This is a genomic window from Dictyobacter formicarum (assembly GCF_016587435.1).
The window spans coordinates 410,074-428,089 of sequence record NZ_BNJJ01000003.1 but is presented as its reverse complement, the minus strand read 5'-3'; the positions used below and the strand labels follow the sequence as shown (position 1 = coordinate 428,089).

Annotated in this window: 15 protein-coding genes; 11 read left to right on the top strand and 4 right to left on the bottom strand. The window is 52.7% G+C overall.

Features of this window, described 5'->3' with window-relative positions; translation table 11 throughout:
* Window positions 1-35 precede the first annotated feature (35 nt).
* The 9 genes from JMI88_RS06955 (at window position 36) to JMI88_RS06915 (ending at window position 11,295) form a co-directional block, all read left to right on the top strand.
* Complete coding sequence (locus tag JMI88_RS06955) at window positions 36-2,333, top strand: [LysW]-lysine hydrolase (protein ID WP_201361069.1); 2,298 nt, start codon at window positions 36-38, stop codon at window positions 2,331-2,333.
* Window positions 2,330-3,478, top strand: a complete 1,149-nt coding sequence (locus tag JMI88_RS06950; RefSeq protein ID WP_201361068.1) for a LeuA family protein — start codon at window positions 2,330-2,332, stop codon at window positions 3,476-3,478. The genes JMI88_RS06955 and JMI88_RS06950 overlap by 4 nt, the downstream gene beginning before the upstream one ends.
* Window positions 3,466-4,734, top strand: coding sequence for a 3-isopropylmalate dehydratase large subunit (locus tag JMI88_RS06945; protein WP_201361067.1), 1,269 nt, complete (start codon window positions 3,466-3,468; stop codon window positions 4,732-4,734). The genes JMI88_RS06950 and JMI88_RS06945 overlap by 13 nt, the downstream gene beginning before the upstream one ends.
* A gap of 41 nt (window positions 4,735-4,775) precedes the next feature.
* Window positions 4,776-5,270, top strand: coding sequence for a 3-isopropylmalate dehydratase small subunit (locus JMI88_RS06940; RefSeq protein ID WP_201361066.1), 495 nt, complete (start codon window positions 4,776-4,778; stop codon window positions 5,268-5,270).
* Window positions 5,271-5,347: 77 nt separating this feature from the next.
* A complete protein-coding gene (locus JMI88_RS06935; RefSeq protein WP_201361065.1) occupies window positions 5,348-6,445 on the top strand; it encodes an isocitrate/isopropylmalate family dehydrogenase in 1,098 nt (365 codons plus the stop codon).
* A 525-nt stretch (window positions 6,446-6,970) separates the two neighbouring features.
* The gene (gene lysS, locus JMI88_RS06930) at window positions 6,971-8,656 is read left to right on the top strand and encodes a lysine--tRNA ligase (RefSeq protein ID WP_201361064.1); all 1,686 of its coding nucleotides are present in this window, start codon (window positions 6,971-6,973) and stop codon (window positions 8,654-8,656) included.
* A gap of 180 nt (window positions 8,657-8,836) precedes the next feature.
* A complete protein-coding gene (locus JMI88_RS06925; protein ID WP_201361063.1) occupies window positions 8,837-9,079 on the top strand; it encodes a hypothetical protein in 243 nt (80 codons plus the stop codon).
* Between the two features lie 262 nt (window positions 9,080-9,341).
* Window positions 9,342-10,388 (top strand): hypothetical protein, encoded by a 1,047-nt coding sequence (locus JMI88_RS06920; RefSeq protein ID WP_201361062.1) that lies wholly within the window; start codon window positions 9,342-9,344, stop codon window positions 10,386-10,388.
* A gap of 316 nt (window positions 10,389-10,704) precedes the next feature.
* Complete coding sequence (locus JMI88_RS06915) at window positions 10,705-11,295, top strand: SRPBCC family protein (protein ID WP_201361061.1); 591 nt, start codon at window positions 10,705-10,707, stop codon at window positions 11,293-11,295.
* 10 nt (window positions 11,296-11,305) lie between these two features.
* Here JMI88_RS06915 and JMI88_RS06910 read toward each other — a convergent pair whose 3' ends face one another.
* Window positions 11,306-12,175, bottom strand: a complete 870-nt coding sequence (locus JMI88_RS06910; protein WP_201361060.1) for a fumarylacetoacetate hydrolase family protein — start codon at window positions 12,173-12,175, stop codon at window positions 11,306-11,308.
* Window positions 12,176-12,482: 307 nt separating this feature from the next.
* Between JMI88_RS06910 and JMI88_RS06905 the strand changes: the two genes are divergently transcribed.
* On the top strand, window positions 12,483-13,268 hold the full coding sequence (locus JMI88_RS06905) for an SDR family NAD(P)-dependent oxidoreductase (protein WP_201361059.1): 786 nt from the start codon (window positions 12,483-12,485) through the stop codon (window positions 13,266-13,268).
* Between the two features lie 42 nt (window positions 13,269-13,310).
* On the opposite strand, the gene JMI88_RS06900 is transcribed toward JMI88_RS06905, so the two are convergent.
* Window positions 13,311-14,078 (bottom strand): 3-hydroxyacyl-CoA dehydrogenase, encoded by a 768-nt coding sequence (locus tag JMI88_RS06900; protein ID WP_201361058.1) that lies wholly within the window; start codon window positions 14,076-14,078, stop codon window positions 13,311-13,313.
* A gap of 263 nt (window positions 14,079-14,341) precedes the next feature.
* Here JMI88_RS06900 and JMI88_RS06895 point away from each other — a divergent pair, with 263 nt between their 5' ends.
* On the top strand, window positions 14,342-16,195 hold the full coding sequence (locus tag JMI88_RS06895) for a MutS family DNA mismatch repair protein (protein WP_201361057.1): 1,854 nt from the start codon (window positions 14,342-14,344) through the stop codon (window positions 16,193-16,195).
* A 9-nt stretch (window positions 16,196-16,204) separates the two neighbouring features.
* Here the strand turns inward: JMI88_RS06895 and JMI88_RS06890 are convergent, their stop codons facing one another.
* A complete protein-coding gene (locus JMI88_RS06890; RefSeq protein ID WP_201361056.1) occupies window positions 16,205-16,912 on the bottom strand; it encodes a hypothetical protein in 708 nt (235 codons plus the stop codon).
* Between the two features lie 218 nt (window positions 16,913-17,130).
* Window positions 17,131-18,012, bottom strand: a complete 882-nt coding sequence (locus JMI88_RS06885) for a SirB1 family protein (RefSeq protein ID WP_201361055.1) — start codon at window positions 18,010-18,012, stop codon at window positions 17,131-17,133.
* Between the last annotated feature and the right edge of the window lie 4 nt (window positions 18,013-18,016).

Here is an 18,016-nt window from a genome sequence, read left to right as displayed (position 1 = left end):
ACATAAAGAAAGAAGAAAGAGGAAGGAGGTCCCAGATGGGCACAAATTTATTAGAACTGGAAAATACATATACGAGCGGTGTCTATGGGAAGCGACCCGTCGCTATCGTGCGCGGCCAGGGTGCCACATTATGGGACGCTGAGGGACGCAGCTATATCGATTGCATGGCCGGTCATGGTGTGGCCAATATTGGACACGGTCGCAGCGAGATCGCCGCAGCACTGGCGGCGCAGGCACAGCGACTGATTACATGTCCCGAAGTTGTCTATAACGATGTGCGCGCGCGCCTGTTAGAGCGGTTGGCGCAGATTACGCCAGCCGGATTGGAGCATTTCTTCCTCTGCAACAGTGGCACCGAGGCGGTTGAAGGTGCCTTCAAGTTTGCGCGCCTGGCTACGGGCCGGACCGGCATTGTTGCGACGTTGCGCGGTTTCCACGGCCGCAGCATGGGTGCGCTCTCCGCAACATGGGAGAAGCACTATCGCGAGCCTTTTGCTCCACTGATTCCGGGTGTCTCGCATATCCGCTACAACGATTTAAGCGCCGCTGAGGCCGCGATTACCGACGATACCGCCGCCGTGATCATCGAACTGGTGCAGGCGGAAGGTGGTGTGCATGTTGCCCAGGAGGCCTATGTGCAGGGGCTGGCCGCTCTCTGCCGAGAACGCGGCGCCCTGCTAATTATCGATGAGATTCAGACCGGCTTTGGACGGACCGGTACCCTGTTCGCCTGCGAGCAATATGGTGTAGAGCCGGACATCCTCTGCCTGGCCAAGTCTCTGGCGGGTGGCGTCCCCATGGGAGCTGTTTGTCTGGGCACACGTATAATGGAGAGTGGTCGCATCACACGCGGCGCCCACGGGAGCACCTTTGGCGGCAATCCTCTGGCCTGTGCCGCTGCATTGGCGACACTCGACGTTCTAGAGCGAGAAAACCTGGCGGCCCGAGCGGTCGAACTGGGCGCCCATGCCCGCGAGCGCCTGCGCGCCATCCAATCCCCCCTTATTCGCGAGGTGCGTGGACGCGGCCTATTAATTGGTATCGAGCTGAGCAAGCGTGTCCAGCCTTATCTAGAAGAGCTGTGCGAGCGCGGCGTACTGGCCTTGCCTGCCGGACCCAATGTCCTGCGCCTGTTGCCGCCGCTGGTGATCAGCGAGGAACAACTGGATCGTGCGCTGGATATCATCGCAGAGGTCCTGACAGGGTCTGCTCGCTCCACTCAGACCACTAATCCTGAGCCTTCTGAGAACCGAGAGATCAACCTCTTACAGAGCATGCTGTCCATTCCCAGCCTCTCACGACAGGAGAGCGCGCTGGCTCACTATCTGGCTGAGCAGGCGCAACAACTGGGCCTGCACGCCTACGTTGATGAGGTTGGCAATTTCGTGGCCAGTACCCATGCGGAACTGGATGGTCAACAGCCGGTTGTCTTGCTGGGGCATATGGATACAGTGCCAGGCAATATTCCGGTACGCATCGAGAACGGATTGCTCTATGGTCGTGGGGCCGTAGATGCGAAAGGGCCGCTGGCCGCCTTTATCTGTGCCGCCGCCCGCGTGGCATCCACTGCAACCCCTGGCCGCCCTATTGTGGTAATCGGAGCAGTTGAAGAAGAAGCGGCGACCTCGCGTGGTGCGCGTGGTGTCGTAAATCGCTATCAGCCATCGGCCTGTATCATTGGAGAGCCAAGCAGCAGCCAGGCCGTCACCATCGGTTACAAAGGGCGGCTGCTCATTGATGGCTGCGTCACGCACCAATCACGTCACAGTGCTGGACCTTTGCAGAGTAGCAATGAAGTGGCCACCGCTTTTTGGGAGCGCGTGCGTCGCCATGCCGATGAATGGAACCAGGAGCACGCTGGCGCATCGACCTTTGCCGCCTTGCTGCCATCCCTGCGCAGCATTAACAGCGAACATGATGGTCTGGAAGAGCGTACCAGTTTCACCATCGGCTATCGTCTTCCGCCCAACTTTGACATTGCCGCCCTACGCGAGCAATTGCTGCGCTGGGCCTACACAGACGATATTCACCTGATCTTCTCAGGTGAAGAGGTTGCCTATCAGACGACCCGCGCCATTCCCCTGGCCCGAGCCTTTATGTCCGCTATTCGAGCCACCGGCGGACAACCTACCTTTAAAAACAAAACGGGAACATCAGATATGAATGTTGTAGGACCGATCTGGGGACAGAACATCGTCGCCTATGGGCCTGGTGACTCGCGCCTTGATCATACGCCCAATGAGCATATACGCCTGGCTGAATATACCCACGCGATTGATGTGCTTGAACGTGTTCTGCAAGAGACTGCATCGCAAAGGGAAATAGCATTATGAGATCACTGGCTATTCTGGATAGCACTCTGCGCGAGGGGGAGCAATTCATTAAAACCTATTTCACCCTCGAGCAGCGCGTGATGATTGCGCGCCTGCTCGATCGTCTCGGGGTGACATTTATCGAGGTGCCCTCGCCCATTGCTTCGCCTGAGACCCGCGAAGCCATTCAGGCGATTTGCGCGCTAAATCTGCGCTCGCATGTGGTGGCCCATGTGCGCTGTGTCGAGGCCGATGTGCAGGCCGCGCTGGATACCGACGTCTATGGCTTGAACCTGTTCTTTGGCACCTCTACTGAGCTGCGTTCATATAGTCACGGCAGGAAGATCGAGCAAATTGCCAATGAGGCGGTCCCTTTGATTCGCCGTATTCGCGAGGCCGGTCGCTATGTGCGCTTCTCCGCCGAAGATGCTTTTCGCAGTGACCTGGTTGATTTGTTGACGGTCTTTGATGCAGTGGTTGACGCCGGCGTCGAACGCATCGGCCTGCCCGACACTGTTGGTATAGCAACCCCACGTCAGGTTGACCGTCTGGTGAGCTTGATTGCCAATCGCTATCCCAATGTCGGGATCGAATTCCATGGGCATAATGATACCGGCTGCGCTATTGCTAATACCATCTCAGCCTTTGAAGCCGGAGCGGATTGCCTGGATGTCACCGTCATGGGCATCGGGGAGCGTAACGGCATCGCGTCGCTGAGTGGCATCATCTCACAACTCTATATCCATTATCCTGACCTGCTCGCTACCTACGATCTAACCCAACTGGTGGAACTGGACCAGTATGTAGCGGACTGTCTGAATATCAATATTCCCTATAATATGCCGATTACTGCCCCCAGCGCCTTTACGCATCGCGCCGGGGTGCACACCAAAGCAGTATTGCGCAACCCGCATGCGTACGAAATTCTTAATCCCACTGACTTTGGTGTGGCGCGTCACGTCGATGTTGGCTCGCGTTTCACTGGACGCTATGCCGTTGGACATCGAGCCGTTTCATTAGGATTACAGCTTACCTCTGAAGAGATTGCGCAGCTAACACAGGCCTTGAAGGAGCGTGCAGAGCGCGGTTCTCTTGGTGATGAAGAGGTCAATACATTTATTCTTGCCTGGTATGAAGAGAAAGGAAGCCTGGTATGGGAACGCTAGCTGAAGAGATTTTTAGTTACAAATTAGGACGTCCTGTTCACGCAGGGGATACAGTAGTGGTGGACGTCGATCATGTGATGAGCCATGATACAACGACGCCCCTGGCCATCAAAGCTTTCCGCAAGTTGGCCAAACAGAATGGCGGCCGTGTTTTTGATCAGAAGCGTTCGCATATCGTTTTTGACCATATTATTCCGGCTGCGACCATCGCGGCGGCCACCCTGCATCGCGAGGTTCGTTCATTTGCGCAGGAGCAAGAGATACCGATTTTGCAGGAAGGTATCTGCCACCAGGTAATGCCTGAGAAAGGTTTTGTGTTGCCGGGCAGTATCATTGTGGGCGCCGATAGCCATTCCTGTACTTATGGAGCCTTTGGAGCCTTTGGTACCGGCATGGGCTCAACCGATATTGGTGTGGCTTACGCCACCGGCCGCAGCTGGTTCCGTGTACCAGAGACCATCAATGTGCACATCACCGGCACCTTGCCGCCTGGAGTATTCGCCAAAGATATCTCGCTCGAAATTGTGCGTCGCCTGGGCGTGGATGGAGCCAATTATCGCGCCATCGAATATACCGGCGAAGTGATTGAAGGCTTCTCAATGAGTGAGCGCATGACCTTCTCAAACATGGCGATTGAGATGGGTGGGAAAGCTGGCTTAATCGCGGCCGATGCAACCACGCAGGAATGGTTACGCGGTCGTACTGATAAAGAATATCCGCTGTTGCGCGCCCAGAATCCACGCTATGAGCAGGTGATTGAGATCGACGTCACCAACATGAAACCGTTGGTGGCCTGTCCGCCTGATGTAAATATCGTGCATCCAGCCGAAGAAGTTGAAAACGTCAAAATTGACCAGGTGTTCCTGGGTACCTGCACCAATGGCCGTCTGGATGACCTGGAGATCGCTGCGAATATCCTGCGCGGCCGCACGATCAGCCCGGATTTGCGTATGGTCGTCATTCCCGCCTCGCGCGAGATTTATCTTGAGGCTATGCGTCGTGGCTATTTGGAGATTTTCGCCCAGGCTGGCGCGTCCGTTGGCACGCCCGGCTGTGGACCCTGCATTGGACGCCACTTCGGCGTGCTGGCTCCCGGAGAGCGCGCGCTGACTACCATGAATCGCAACTTTACCGGTCGCATGGGTGATCCCACCGCGGAAATCTACCTGGGCAGTCCCGCGACCGTCGCTGCAACCGCACTGACCGGCCACATCACCGATCCACGCAGCGTCTTACTGGCGGAAAATCCCGCCTAACCTGAAGAGTGAAACAGCAATCGATAAAAGGAGAAAAAAGAATGGGACGCATCTGGAAAGTTGGTGACAACATCAATACTGACCTGATCATTCCTGGCCGCTACAACGTTACGACCGACCATGCCCAGCTGGCAAAATACTGCCTCTACGAGGCCTATCCTGAATTTTCCCAGGGTGTCCAGCCTGGCGATATCTTAATGGGTGGCCACAACTTTGGTTGTGGCTCCTCCCGTGAGCATGCGCCAACCTCGATTCTGGCCAACCAGGTCAAGGTTGTGATTGCGCGCAGCTTTGCGCGTATATTCTACCGCAACGCCGTCAACATCGGCCTGCCCGTACTCGTCTGCGAGGAAGCCGTGCTCAATAGCGAAGCTGGTCAGCAGCTCGACGTCAACCTGGAGACCGGCGAGATCCGCAATCTCACTACTGGCCAGACCTTCCAGGCGGAGCCGCTTGATCCATTCGTCGCCCGCATTGTAGCTGCCGGTGGCATCATCAACTACATCGAAGCCAATCAGGGACAATTGGTTTATTAACACATATCACGTGAATCCCGTGGGAAATCCGGAGGCAAGCTCCGAACCTATGGGATTCATGTTTTGGGGGAGAATGTATGGATAACCGACAATTTCATAATCCGCCGCTGGTGTGTGTGATTCCTGGGGATGATGCGGCGCCGGAGGTGATGCGACCTACCGTGGAGATTCTGCGGGAACTGGTACCGGAGATTCGGTTTACGGAGGCGCCATGTGGGCGGGAGGCCCAGGCGCAATATGGAACGCCGTTTCCAGATGTGACGCGAGAGGCGATCGATGCGGCGGATTGCACGCTATTTGGTGCCAGCGGCGGGCCTAGCCGTCCGATTCTCTGGTACCTGCGCTGGAATAAAGAAACCTATATTAATGTGCGCCCGGTACGCTGGATTCCAGGCTATCGCAGCCCAATGCTGCATCCAGAGCGTATTGATTATGTGATCGCGCGCGATAATCTGGAAGGGATGTATCCTCCGCGTGAGGGCGATGTGGCGGAATTGGCGGCCCTGCCCAGTAGCAGCAACTGGTGGATGGCCCCACCAGTTGAGAAGGTGGGTGCATACTCAATTAAAGTGAGCACCGATGAGCAGATGCAGCGTGTGGCAAACTATGCCTGCGAACTGGCCCTGCAGCGCCAGGCCGCAGGCTATCCTGGTCGGGTCACGCTGGGGGCCAAATATTCGATCCAGCCACGCACTGATGGACGGTTCCGCACCCTCGTCAAAGAAGCGGTCAGCCGCCATCCCGGCCTGACCTATCAGGAGTTCCTGGTTGATGACATGGCTCGTCGCCTGGTAGCTTCACCAGAAACCCTGGATGTTGTCGTACTGGGGAATGAGCATGGTGATATCCTGGCTGATGTCTCCAGTGGTACTATCGGAGGACTGGGTCTCTCCCCAAGCGCCTGCTATGGTGAAAACTATGCCTACTTTGAGCCGGTGCATGGATCCGCCCCGGATCTAGCCGGCAAGGGCGTCATCAATCCTACCGCCATGTTATTATCGGGCGCACTGATGCTTGATTACCTGGGGTATAATAAACAAGCACGTGCTTTAACATCCGCCATCGAACAGACCTATCAAGAAGGTACTCTTCTCCCTGTCGATCAGGGCGGCCAGGCTGGAACGCATGAATTTGTCCAGGCCATCCGAGCACGTTTGACAGAACATGGATCATGAATGCCTGTGCCCATTCCTCATTGATAAAAAAAAGATAATGGGTGCAGAGCGTGTTTGAAAACGCAGGCGCTTCATGTCTGCGGCCCCTGACGGCTCGCGCCTGCGGCGCTCAAACAATTGTATTCAGTGTTGGAAATGCGCTGTGCGCATTTCCAATACTGAATACAAGAAGCGTGGGGGCGTCAGCGCCCCCAGGTTGGCCAGCCATCCTATCCCAATGGCCATAGGAATGAAACACGCTCGCAGGGGATTATTTATTCCCATCATCCTGACCATGAGATTGTGGTTCATAACCATTCCGCCAGGAAAAAAGGCGGAATGGTTATGTTTGGTATTATATATTGGTTGTGAGGCTCGCTGCACGAGAAGAAGTTGCTCGACATGTCGATGTGTGGTTTATTCAGGCTATCCCCTATAGCAATTCTTGCCCTGTCATGAAGACGCTTGCAAGCTAAACTGATACAATAATAAGCATCGAAAAATACTGAAGATATAACGCGAGCTATAATTTGGAGATAGTTGATAATGAAAGCTGATTGGGTAACAAAAGTAGCTGATCGTATAGAAGCCAGCGCGCGGCAGCGGAAGGGTGAGAATGCCACGATTGTATGCGCCTCTGGTATTAGCCCATCGGGTCCTATTCACCTGGGAAATCTGCGTGAGCCGTTCACAGTCCACCTGGTGGTTGAGGAACTGCGTGGTCGTGGTTGGAAGGTGGATCACATCCATTCCTGGGACGATTATGATCGTCTGCGTAAGGTACCGGCTGGTATTCCTGCTGAGTATGCCAAATACATCGGCATGCCCTATGCCGATATCCCCGATCCCTTTGGGGAGTATGATTCCTATGCCACGCGCTATATCACTGACTTTGCCACTGGCTTGAGCCGTCTGGGTATCCATCCTCGCTACATTCGCCAGTCGGAAGCCTATCGCCGTGGTGATTATCGCGAACAGATTAAAACAGCGATTCGCCAGCGCACAGAAATTTTTGATATTCTGGCCGAGTATCAAAATCTAGAGGGCCAGAAAGAGACCGTGGATGAGCGCCGCGCGGCTTATTATCCATTCAAGCCCTATTGTGAGAATTGCCATAAGGACACGACGCGCCTGACCTCATATCGCGATGAAGATGCCGCCCTCACCTATGTCTGTGATAACTGTGGATATGAGGGAGGCTATAGCCTGAACGAGCGCATCGATGGCAAGTTAGTCTGGAAAGTTGACTGGCCCATGCGCTGGAGCCACGAGCAGGTCGACTTTGAGCCCGGTGGTGAGGACCACTCTTCTCCTGGTAGTAGCTATACCGTAGGACAGCGCATTGTACAGAAGGTTTACGGCGCTACGGCACCGCAGTTTATCGGCTATGCGTTCGTTGGCATGGGAGGTCGCTCCAAGATCTCTAGCTCAGCCGGCACCACGGCTACCGTCTCGTCGGCGCTCGATATTGTGGAGCCCGCCATTCTGCGCTGGCTTTATGCGCGCCGCGCCAACAATCAGGCATTTGATATCGATTATGGTCAGGGACTGTTACGTCTCTATGAGGAGTGGGATGCCCTGGTGCGCCAGATCAATAAGGGCATGGCCAACGAAGTGAACCAGCGTTTGTTTGAGCGGGCCACCCGCACCAGCACCGAAGAGATCGTCTATACGCATAAGGCTGTGCCGTTCCCATTGTTGACCTCGGTCATCGATGTTACCCAGGCCAACGAAGAGCAGGTCCTGCGCATCATTTCACAGACGCTGCCTGAACTGGAGGATCTGAGCACGTTGCGTGCCGAACTGGAGCCACGCTTCACCTGTGCCCTCAATTGGGTAAACAACTACCTGCCTGATGATGAGCGCACCCAGATTCGCACCAGCTTTGATAGCGATGCCTTTGCCAGCTTCTCCGCTATGGATCAGGCAAGCATACGCATGCTGGCCGAGCGCCTGGATGATTCCTGGAATCTGGCTACCCTGACCGAGCTGATGTACAGCATTCCAAAGATTGTACGTGGCCTGGCAGTGGATACGCCACCCAATGACGAATTGAAGCAGGCGCAACGCTCTTTCTTTATCGCACTGTATAACTTGATCTGTGGTCGAGATACTGGCCCACGCATTCCAACGCTCTTGCTCTCCATTGGTCTGGAGCGCGCCAGGCAGTTGTTGACTCCCGTAGTTGACGGCGGTCAGGAGAAAAAAGACCAGCATCTCGTGACGCACTAAAACCATGGTATTGCTTCAGGAGCCGATTGATCGTCGGCTCCTTTTTTGCTTTTCTTAGATGTGTGAAAGCATACATAATTATGACTATTTCATAACATTCTCTTCACTTTCCCTTTACACCTGGCTGGCATAATACAGATGAGAGTATATGTCTCTTCCGCAAGTGGAAGGAGTTTTCTGATGAATAATCATATCTTGCCAGCACACGAGTTTTTTATTTTTGTACCAACCAGGAGCGATGGTCAGCAATCTTCAAGCGTTACTTCTATAGAGAAGCACAATGAGTGTAGCGCTCAGGATATACAGAAAAGTGCAAACGTGCCTGTATCCTTGCATTCATGGACGAAAATTGTGGTTGCTGATACACTTGATGTCTATGCCTGTTTGCAGGAAGACGAGCACTACGCCAGCCCTTCTAGATAGCAATACTCTGCGTCAGCCATGAACCGTTGCGGCAGCGTCGCTCACGGTTCCGTCATAGAGGAGTGCTTATCAATCGATCTATGGCGGAGAGACAGAGCAGCCTTACAGGTAAGAATGCCTACATGATTGAGAGCGGACTGTTTGTGCTTTTTATAACTATTGCCTACGCTGCATCAAAGCGGACATGTGTGGCGTGTGGGGAGTGTGAAAAGTAGGTTTATGCAATGGTTGCGCTGATGCATCTGGAAGGAAATTATCAAACATGCTGTATATTGTATCCGTTCGCAGGCAGCAACGAGGTGGTTTCCACTCCCTATTTCGCTTCGGGATTATGGCTGTACTTTGTCTGCTCATTTTGAGTGGGTGCGATTTCAATCCCTCCCAATTGCTTGTTCCTGCCGCATCGACTGTGACACCAACCGCTAAATCAGTTACGCATACCACCTCTAGCCAGGATGCCAGCCAGCTGCAAGAGGCCTATCAGCAGGCGAGGCATGATCTGGCCCGCAAGTTCGCGGGTCCCAACGGTTGGACCTGGAGCACCAATTTACCCGGTCATCGCCTGGTCCTTTTCTATGGCAACCCTCTGTCGTCTGAGATGGGCCCAATCGGCCGATATTCAGATGATGAGCTGATCGCCAAACTAAACGAGCAGGCCCAGGTATATGCCGACCTGGATCCCATGCATCCAGTGGTACCGGGTATAGACTATGTTACGCCAGTAGTGCAGCCCTCTCCCATGGCTGATAATACCTGGACTTATCGCATGCCAGATGAATCCATCAGCCACTATATAGATGTCGCCAATAGTCATCATGCGCTCTTCTTCTTTGATATGCAGGTCGGGCACAGCAGCGTGCAACACGAGGTCGAGCATGTCTGGCAATATCTGCGCCAGCCCGGCGTCGAGCTCTCGCTGGATCCTGAGTTCGACATGCCGCCAGGCGCGATTCCAGATCAGGTTTTTGGACACATGAACGCCGCTGAAATCAACTGGACCATTGATAAGCTGTCCCAACTGGTGTCCAGCGAACACCTGCCACCCAAAATCTTGATTGTGCACCAGTTTTTGCGGCAGATGCTACCAGATTGGCAGAATATCCGTACCAAACCAGGCGTGCAACTGGTCACATGTGTCGATGGCTTTGGCCCTCCAAACGAAAAGATCGATGATTATAGAGTTTTCGATAAGGAGCAACTGATTCAATATCCAGGCATGAAGCTATTTTACAAATTAGATAATCCTCTGATGACGCCTCAGCAGACGCTGGCGCTGGACCCGTCTCCTTTGATGGTAATGTATCAATAGAACATGTTTGCGATGCATGCGCTTCATGCATGCGGATCTTGATGGTTCGCGCCTGCGGCTCCTGACGCTACGCGCCTTCGGCGCTCAATAGATGTTTTATATGTTGGTGCACTCTGTGCTCTTTTCGCACAGAGTGCACCAACATATAAAACAAGCTCGGGTGCGCATGCACCCGCCCGTATGGGGGCGTCAGCACCCTTTCAGGTTTCGTGCTATGATGAGAGAGAAATAGAGAAAATTTTCAGGCGAGAACAGACAACATCCACACCTGGGTTTATAGAATCAGATAGTGTGTGTATAGAAAGTGAGAGATGATGTGGGTAGAATTACAGTACAAAAAGAGCGCATCATAAATGCCAGCCCGGAGAAGATCTATTCCATTTTATCTAACTATACAGAGCAGCGCCCAAAGATGCTGACCCCCAATTTCATTGATTACAAGGTAGAAAAAGGAGGCAAGGGGAGCGGGACAGTCATCAGCTATCTATTGCATGCGGCTAATCGGGAACGTGCCTATCGGATGAGCGTTGATGAAGCGGTCAAGGGGCGCGTCCTGACCGAGCGCGACAACAACTCATCGCTGGTTACTACCTGGGCGCTCTCACCTTTAGATGGCCAAAATAGAACCAGAGTAAGTGTAACCAGTGAATGGGAGGGCGGCACAGGTGTGGGAGGTTTCTTTGAACGTACCTTTGCGCCTCTCGGCCTGCGCCGCATCTATGGTAGCATGCTCGATTCTCTGATTGACCTGCTGGGTGTGTCTGATGAAGACGTTACCGCCGTGCAGGGCAAAGAATATAGCCCATCTGAGAACATACGAGGGTTGCTCTTCATTTTTGCGATTGTGGTGGGCTTCGTCCTCGGCATTAAGTATATCCAGAAATCCAATCGTCAGAAGCAGGACTAAAGAACCAGCGCTACTTATGTAGCGCCGCTTTACCGCGCACGACCGGATTGCGGAGCGTGCCGAGTTGCTCAATTGTGATGTGTACGACATCGCCCTGTTCAAGCGTAAAAGGCTGGTCAGGCACCAGGGCGGTGCCGGTGCACAGGATAGCTCCTGCCGGGAAATCATTATCGCGATACAGATAAGAGACCAGCTCCTCTACGCTGCGCTTGAGTCCACTGGTATTGGTTTCCCCTTCCCAACAGATTTTGCTATCGCGTTCAATCTGCATCTGCATCGTGAGCTGGCGTGGATCTGTAACGGTCCAGGCCAGGGTGATGGTTGGCCCCAGCGCACAGCTACCGGCGTAGACCTTGGCCTGCGGTAAATAGAGAGGATTCTCGCCCTCAATGCTGCGAGAACTGACATCATTGGCAATAGTATAGCCAACGATCTCGCCATGAGCGTTCACGACCACAGCCAGCTCTGGTTCTGGCACATTCCAATGTGAATCTGAACGCACCGCAATTAGCTCATCCTGTCCGCTAACACGGTAAGCGGTAGCTTTAAAAAAAAGCTCAGGGCGCTCAGCCTGGTAGACACGCGCATAGATATCAGGGGTATCGCTCTCCTCTTTGCGAGCCTCCTCGGAGCGCTGATAGGTCACCCCGGCCGCCCAGACCTCGGTATTGCCATCGATGGGTGCCATGATTTTCTCTCTCTCTATCATTTTACCTTCCTGAATGGCATGTGTAATCAGTAAGCGTAACTCCCCAACGCGTAGCCGCAAAAGATCAGATAAGGTAGTGTTGGGCGCAGGGAAGGTACCAACCAGGCGATCGTTGGCTAACAGTCCCAGGACAGTGGTACCGGTAGTAGATTGGTAACGTACTAATTGCACGGTTATTCTCCTTATCATGTCGTGAACGCGCCACATATTGTCTTGTTGTATTTCTAGGTGTTTCGTGGCAGCGAGTATTGCATCTAAATTATTTCTAGTTGTCTGAATTATCGCATGCATGAATGCCTTAATCAATCCCCTGTATAATATTCTCATTCAAATAACGATTTTACTGCTCTGCGTTTCTTCCCCTGTGTATAACGTGATACACTGAGTTATGGATTTATGGAAGAGCAATCAGTTACACTAAAGACTGATTAGCCGTAGAATGCATGCAGTATTGATAAAGAGAGGAAGTTACAGCTATATGGGTGTACTGTCAGGACAGATTGCGCTGGTGACCGGTGCTGGTATTGGTATTGGACAGGCCATTGCCATCGAGCTGGGTCGCCAGGGCGCGAAGGTTGCGCTTCACTATGCCAGTAGCGCCGCCGGCGCGCGCGAAGCAGCGGCAGAGATTAATAATTTGGGTGGCAATGCGATTACCGTAACGGGTAAACTGGGTATGGTTGAGGAGTGTCGTCGTATCGTTGACGAAGTGACGGACCATTTTGGCGGCATCGATATTCTGGTGAACAATGCTGGCGTCACGCGAGCCGATAACTTTGAAAACATTACCGAAGAGCTCTTCGACGATGTTTTTCATCTCAATATACGCGGCTACTTCTTTTGTGCTCAGCAAGCAATGAAATCTATGGAAAAGCGTGGTGGTGGCTCGATTATCAATATTACCTCGGTGCACGGCTACGCCGGCTTTACGCGCCACTCGGTCTACGCGGCCACCAAAGGGGCCATTATCGCTTTGACGCGCGAGCTTGCCATTGAGCTGGCCCCCAAACATATCCGCGTCAATGCGGTTGGACCTGGACTGATCGAGGTTCCACGCTATGCTGACATTCCCAACTATACCACCGAATTTGGCAATAGCCTGATTCCTTTGGGACGCGTTGGGCGACCGAAAGATATCGCCCCGGCTGTGGCCTTCCTGGCTTCTGACGCAGCGGACTTTATTACGGGCCAGGTGCTTTATATTGATGGGGGGACAACCGCTAAAATGGCCCTCGAGTGGAACCAGGGCGACAAACCACAATAGAGAGTACCGCCCTGGCCTCTTTCCTCTGCAACCCCGCTAGTATTAGCGGGGTTGCATCCTTATCGCACCATCGAGGCGAATAACTTCGCCATTGAGCATCTCATTCTCGATGATATGTTTGGCCAGGGCTGCGTATTCTTCCGGGCGTCCCAGGCGCGGCGGGAAGGGGACCTGCTGTCCCAGGGAGATGCGGGCGGGTTCCGGCAATCCAGCGAGCAGAGGGGTATCGAAGATGCCGGGAGCGATCGTCATAACGCGAATGCCGTAGCGCGCAAACTCGCGGGCAATTGGCAGGGTCATACCGACAATGCCCCCCTTAGAGGCTGAGTAGGCGGCCTGACCGATCTGACCATCAAAGGCGGCGACCGAAGCGGTATTAATGATCACCCCACGCTCACCACTCTCTTCAGGCGTATTCTGGCTCATGATCGTGCTCGCCAGGCGAATCACATTGAAGGTACCGATCAGGTTGATATTGATGACGCGGGTAAAGCTCTCCAGGCTGCTGGGTCCCTCTTTCCCGAGCACTTTTTCTGCCACCCCGATGCCAGCGCAGTTGATGACGCCGTGCAGCGTCCCAAACTGTTTCTGGGCGGCCTGGATGGCCTGCTGGACACTCTGCTCATCGACCACATTGGTTTGTATAAACAGGGCCGCCTCCCCTAATTCGCCAGCTAAAGCCGTGCCTGTTTCCTGATTGAGATCCGCCAGGATCACATGGGCTCCTGATTGCGCTAGCAGGCGGGCACAGGCCGCTCCCAGGCCCGAGGCCCCACCGGTAATAAAAAAGGTCTTATTCTCTACGTGCATCTGATATTCCCTTTCTTCATTGAATAGAGTAGATAGCGTAGTTGTGGGTCGCATCTGAATTGTTTAAAAAATATGGCGGGCATAGAGATAACTGCGATAACCGCCAGAGATACGCCTGTCTTTATTGTCTACACATTTCATCATACCTCGTAGCAAGAGATGCTTACAAGGTGTCTTCTCTCTTGTCTATAGCTATGTGAAGTGCTAGACTGGAACAATAATCCTGTCCGTTGTGCTATGCAGTAAAAGGATATAATAGTAGAGTGGATAAAAAACAAGAACGACTACAGTTGTTAGAGGCCCAGATTGGGCGCCTGCAACGTCGCATAGATGCTTTGACGCCACGTAGCAATGTCTATTCGTGGTCGCGTGTAGCTATTTTTTTTGTGGGTATAGCGCTTGCCATATTGCTGTCCATTGCCGGGCTCTGGTGGTTGGCCATTCCAGTGTTTGTGGTTTTTATGGTGTTGTTTGGGATTGTGGCCCATTATCATGGCTTGATTGACCATAGCATTGCCCGGCACACGCTGTGGATGCATATTAAGTCCGCTCATATTGCCCGTATCAAGCTGGATTGGGAACGTATGCCCGAGGTTATTGCTGAAGCGCCTGTAGAGGGACACCCCTTTGAGGTCGATCTGGATATTACTGGCCCGCGCTCAATTCATCGGCTGGTAAACACTGGTGTATCGCGTGAAGGCATGGAACGATTACGCGATTGGTTACTGCAAACCTCGCCACAGCTAGAAACGGTCCTGCAACGTCAGGCCCTGGTACGCGAATTGATACCAATGACGCGTTTTCGTGACCGATTGATTCTCAATTCATTGTTGGCCTCAGGCGGTAAGTCAAATCAACTGGAAGGTCAGCGGCTGCTTCACTGGCTAGAGCAGCAAAATCCATCCGCATCTTTGCGGACACTGTTCTGGTTCTCGTCGGCCCTCAACATTCTGACCGTCGTTCTCTTCCTGCTCTCGCTGTTTACTGCCTTTCCACCTCTCTGGGGGTGGTCTCTGGGCGCCAGTGTTATCCTGTTTTTTGCCACTGCTAACCAGCGGGGTGATATCTTTGAAGACGCCTCTTATCTGCGGTATGGCTTTGGCACCCTCAGTGCCATCTTTTCTTATCTGGAGAAATATCCCTATCGAGCTCATCCAAGGCTTCATGCGCTCTGCAAGCCTTTCACGCAGCAGAGCGAGTCGGGTCCGTCTGCCCTGCTGAAAGGGACGGCTCGCATCTCAGCGGCGGCGACCCTCAAAAATAACGGTATCCTCTGGCTGATCATCAACGCCTTTGTTCCCTGGGATCTTTACTGTGCCCAGAAACTGCTGCAGTACAAAGCGCAACTAGGGGCGCGTCTGCCCTCCTGGCTGGATACCTGGTTTGAGCTAGAAGCCATCTGTTCGCTGGCCTCTTTTGCTTATCTCAATCCCGAGTATATACTGCCTGAGATCGCGTCGGAGCAGCAACTTCAGCAAAAGGGTCAGACGCTTTTCCAGGCTGAACATCTGGGTCATCCCATGCTGCCCGTTGATAAGAAGGTTACCAATAATTTTGGTTTGAACGACCTGGGCGAGGTCATTATCATTACGGGTTCTAACATGGCCGGTAAAAGCACTTTTTTGCGTACTCTGGGCGTGAACCTATGCCTGGCTTATGCGGGGGGGCCGGTCTGCGCCAGTTCGTTTACCGCTACCCTGTTCCGCCTGTTTACCTGTATTCGGGTTACCGACTCGGTGACGGATGGTTATTCGTATTTCTACGCTGAAGTGCGTCGTCTCCACGCGTTACTTGATGCGCTGAAGCAACCAGGACAACTGCCCCTTTTCTTCCTGGTGGACGAAATCTTCAAAGGCACGAATAATCGTGAACGCCTGATTGGGAGTCGTTCATTTGTGAAGTCGCTGGTTGGCCATAATTGTGTTGGTTTGATTTCTACCCATGACCTGGAACTTGTCACCCTGGCTGAGAGTGTACCTCAGGTTCGCAATCTGCACTTCCGCGAGGAAGTCATTGATGGGCAGATGGCCTTCGATTATATTTTACGCGAGGGCCCGTGCCCAACTACCAATGCCTTGAAGATTATGGCTATGGAAGGTCTGCCTATTGATGGCTAGGAGAGCCTCTTATCTAGATGGGGATGGAAAATCAATGCTATCGATCATAGATGGCTCAACTTTCTTGATCAGTAGAATGGTATCCTCATCTAGATTGGCCCGCTGGGTATGGATTTGTGCTGGCCGAAGCGCTGGCCGACTCTCAGCTTGCTGACCATCCTCGAGTATGCCACCCCCTTGCTCATATGTATTTGGTAGCAGAATCCAGCCGCCGACATAGGTAGAGCGTCCGCTGCGCGTTTTGGTCCAATAGAGGCCCGCACTGCCCGTTGCTTTAGTGGCCTTCACATTATAGCTTCTATCCTTACCCTGTTCATGCACAATAAACCGGCCAGTGACTTGCTCATGCTCAACTTTGACATCTACCGCCCACTCCTGCTTATTCTGCAAGGCAGGTTTTTTTATGCCAACATCCGATTTCAGCGTGTGACTCTGCAACACGACTTTATTGGAGTAGATTGAGGTTAGCGTTGCAACCGCTACCAGCGCTTTGCCTTGATTGACCGTAAAGGAGAGATAATAATCGTGGCTTGTTGCACCTGTTATGTCCTCTACCTTTCCTACGAATGAGCCGGTGACGGCTTTATCACTCTCTGACGTTGCGGAGGTACTGGAGCTAATAAGGAGACTGCATCCCAGCACCAGGAGACAGGGGACAGCTAAGACGAATAAATGCGTCGAACGATGATAGCGAGAAGAAAAAAAGCTTTCTGTCAAGATGTAACCTCCTTGTAGAATAAGTGGATTAGTAGTCCATCACTACCGATAAATACGTTGCAGGAGTAGATGCGGATTCAAGTGATAAAGCAGCACTAACTCAGCAATACGTGGAAAATGATTGTATAATCAAGTTAAATTATGTCTGAAAAAGAGAGCGTGCTATGCATTATGTGTCGTATAATACCAGATCAATGTGTGTTATGCAAGAGAGGCGCTCAATTGAGCTGAGCGATCGTCTGGCGAATCTGCTTGATGTGGTTGCGTATCTCATAGCGATCGCTGGCTTTGGGATGAAGTTCTAGATATGTATGTAGATCATGCATTGCGCGCCCATAGTGCTTGAGTTCCAGATGCAGCAGGCCGCGATCGCGTTGTTCTACGCCCGCCTCTGGCAGCAGGAGCAGCAGCAGATCACTGATAGCCAGAGCATGCGTAAAATCTGCGTGGCGAATATAGACGCTTTTCAGATTATTCAGGATGCGTACCAGCATTTGTTTAGGCGTTACCGGTTCCAACCAGTGTTGCTGCAGTGGTCCGCGATGGTGGGTCTTCTGCTGTATGCGTTCCAGGCACTCCGTTTCATTAAGCAGCAAGCCTCTGGCAAATGGATCGATATAAATTTTCCCATCTGTCCAGGTATAGCGCACCATGAAGTGATAGGGGAAACCAATACCTTCTAGAGGAATGCCCGCTCGTTTGCCTACCTCCATATAAAGTAATGAAAGCGTAATTGGCAATCCGGTTTGCTCCTCTAAAACTTTATTCAGGAAGCTATTATTAGGATTATAATAATCGCTCTCGTTGCCGTGAAAGTGTTCATCTTCAAAGAGCACATGATTTAGCGAGCCGATCAGTTCTAGAGGATTTGACTGTTCCGATGTGGTCGAAGAGATTTGTGAGTGCAACTGCTTAACTCGTCGTGCCAGCGCGTCGAGGTAGGATAAAGAGGGAACGGGATCTAAATCGGGATAGGCTATGCTCGCAATTAGCAGCGCGGCTTGTGCGAGATCGATCGTGTTCTCATCTCCACTGACCAGGGTTGCAAATGCCTGGTAGATACGTTGTTGTGCAGCCTCTTGTGAAAATTTATCTGTCATTCTC

What these genes read in the sequence shown, in the direction of transcription:
- JMI88_RS06920 (WP_201361062.1), top strand. Translation starts at nt 9,342, where the DNA reads ATGCTGTATATTGTATCCGTTCGCAGGCAGCAACGAGGTGGTTTCCAC.
- JMI88_RS06905 (WP_201361059.1), top strand. Translation starts at nt 12,483, where the DNA reads ATGGGTGTACTGTCAGGACAGATTGCGCTGGTGACCGGTGCTGGTATT.
- JMI88_RS06945 (WP_201361067.1), top strand. Translation starts at nt 3,466, where the DNA reads ATGGGAACGCTAGCTGAAGAGATTTTTAGTTACAAATTAGGACGTCCT.
- JMI88_RS06900 (WP_201361058.1), bottom strand. Translation starts at nt 14,078, where the DNA reads ATGCACGTAGAGAATAAGACCTTTTTTATTACCGGTGGGGCCTCGGGC.
- lysS (WP_201361064.1), top strand. Translation starts at nt 6,971, where the DNA reads ATGAAAGCTGATTGGGTAACAAAAGTAGCTGATCGTATAGAAGCCAGC.
- JMI88_RS06940 (WP_201361066.1), top strand. Translation starts at nt 4,776, where the DNA reads ATGGGACGCATCTGGAAAGTTGGTGACAACATCAATACTGACCTGATC.
- JMI88_RS06925 (WP_201361063.1), top strand. Translation starts at nt 8,837, where the DNA reads ATGAATAATCATATCTTGCCAGCACACGAGTTTTTTATTTTTGTACCA.
- JMI88_RS06955 (WP_201361069.1), top strand. Translation starts at nt 36, where the DNA reads ATGGGCACAAATTTATTAGAACTGGAAAATACATATACGAGCGGTGTC.
- JMI88_RS06935 (WP_201361065.1), top strand. Translation starts at nt 5,348, where the DNA reads ATGGATAACCGACAATTTCATAATCCGCCGCTGGTGTGTGTGATTCCT.
- JMI88_RS06950 (WP_201361068.1), top strand. Translation starts at nt 2,330, where the DNA reads ATGAGATCACTGGCTATTCTGGATAGCACTCTGCGCGAGGGGGAGCAA.
- JMI88_RS06885 (WP_201361055.1), bottom strand. Translation starts at nt 18,012, where the DNA reads ATGACAGATAAATTTTCACAAGAGGCTGCACAACAACGTATCTACCAG.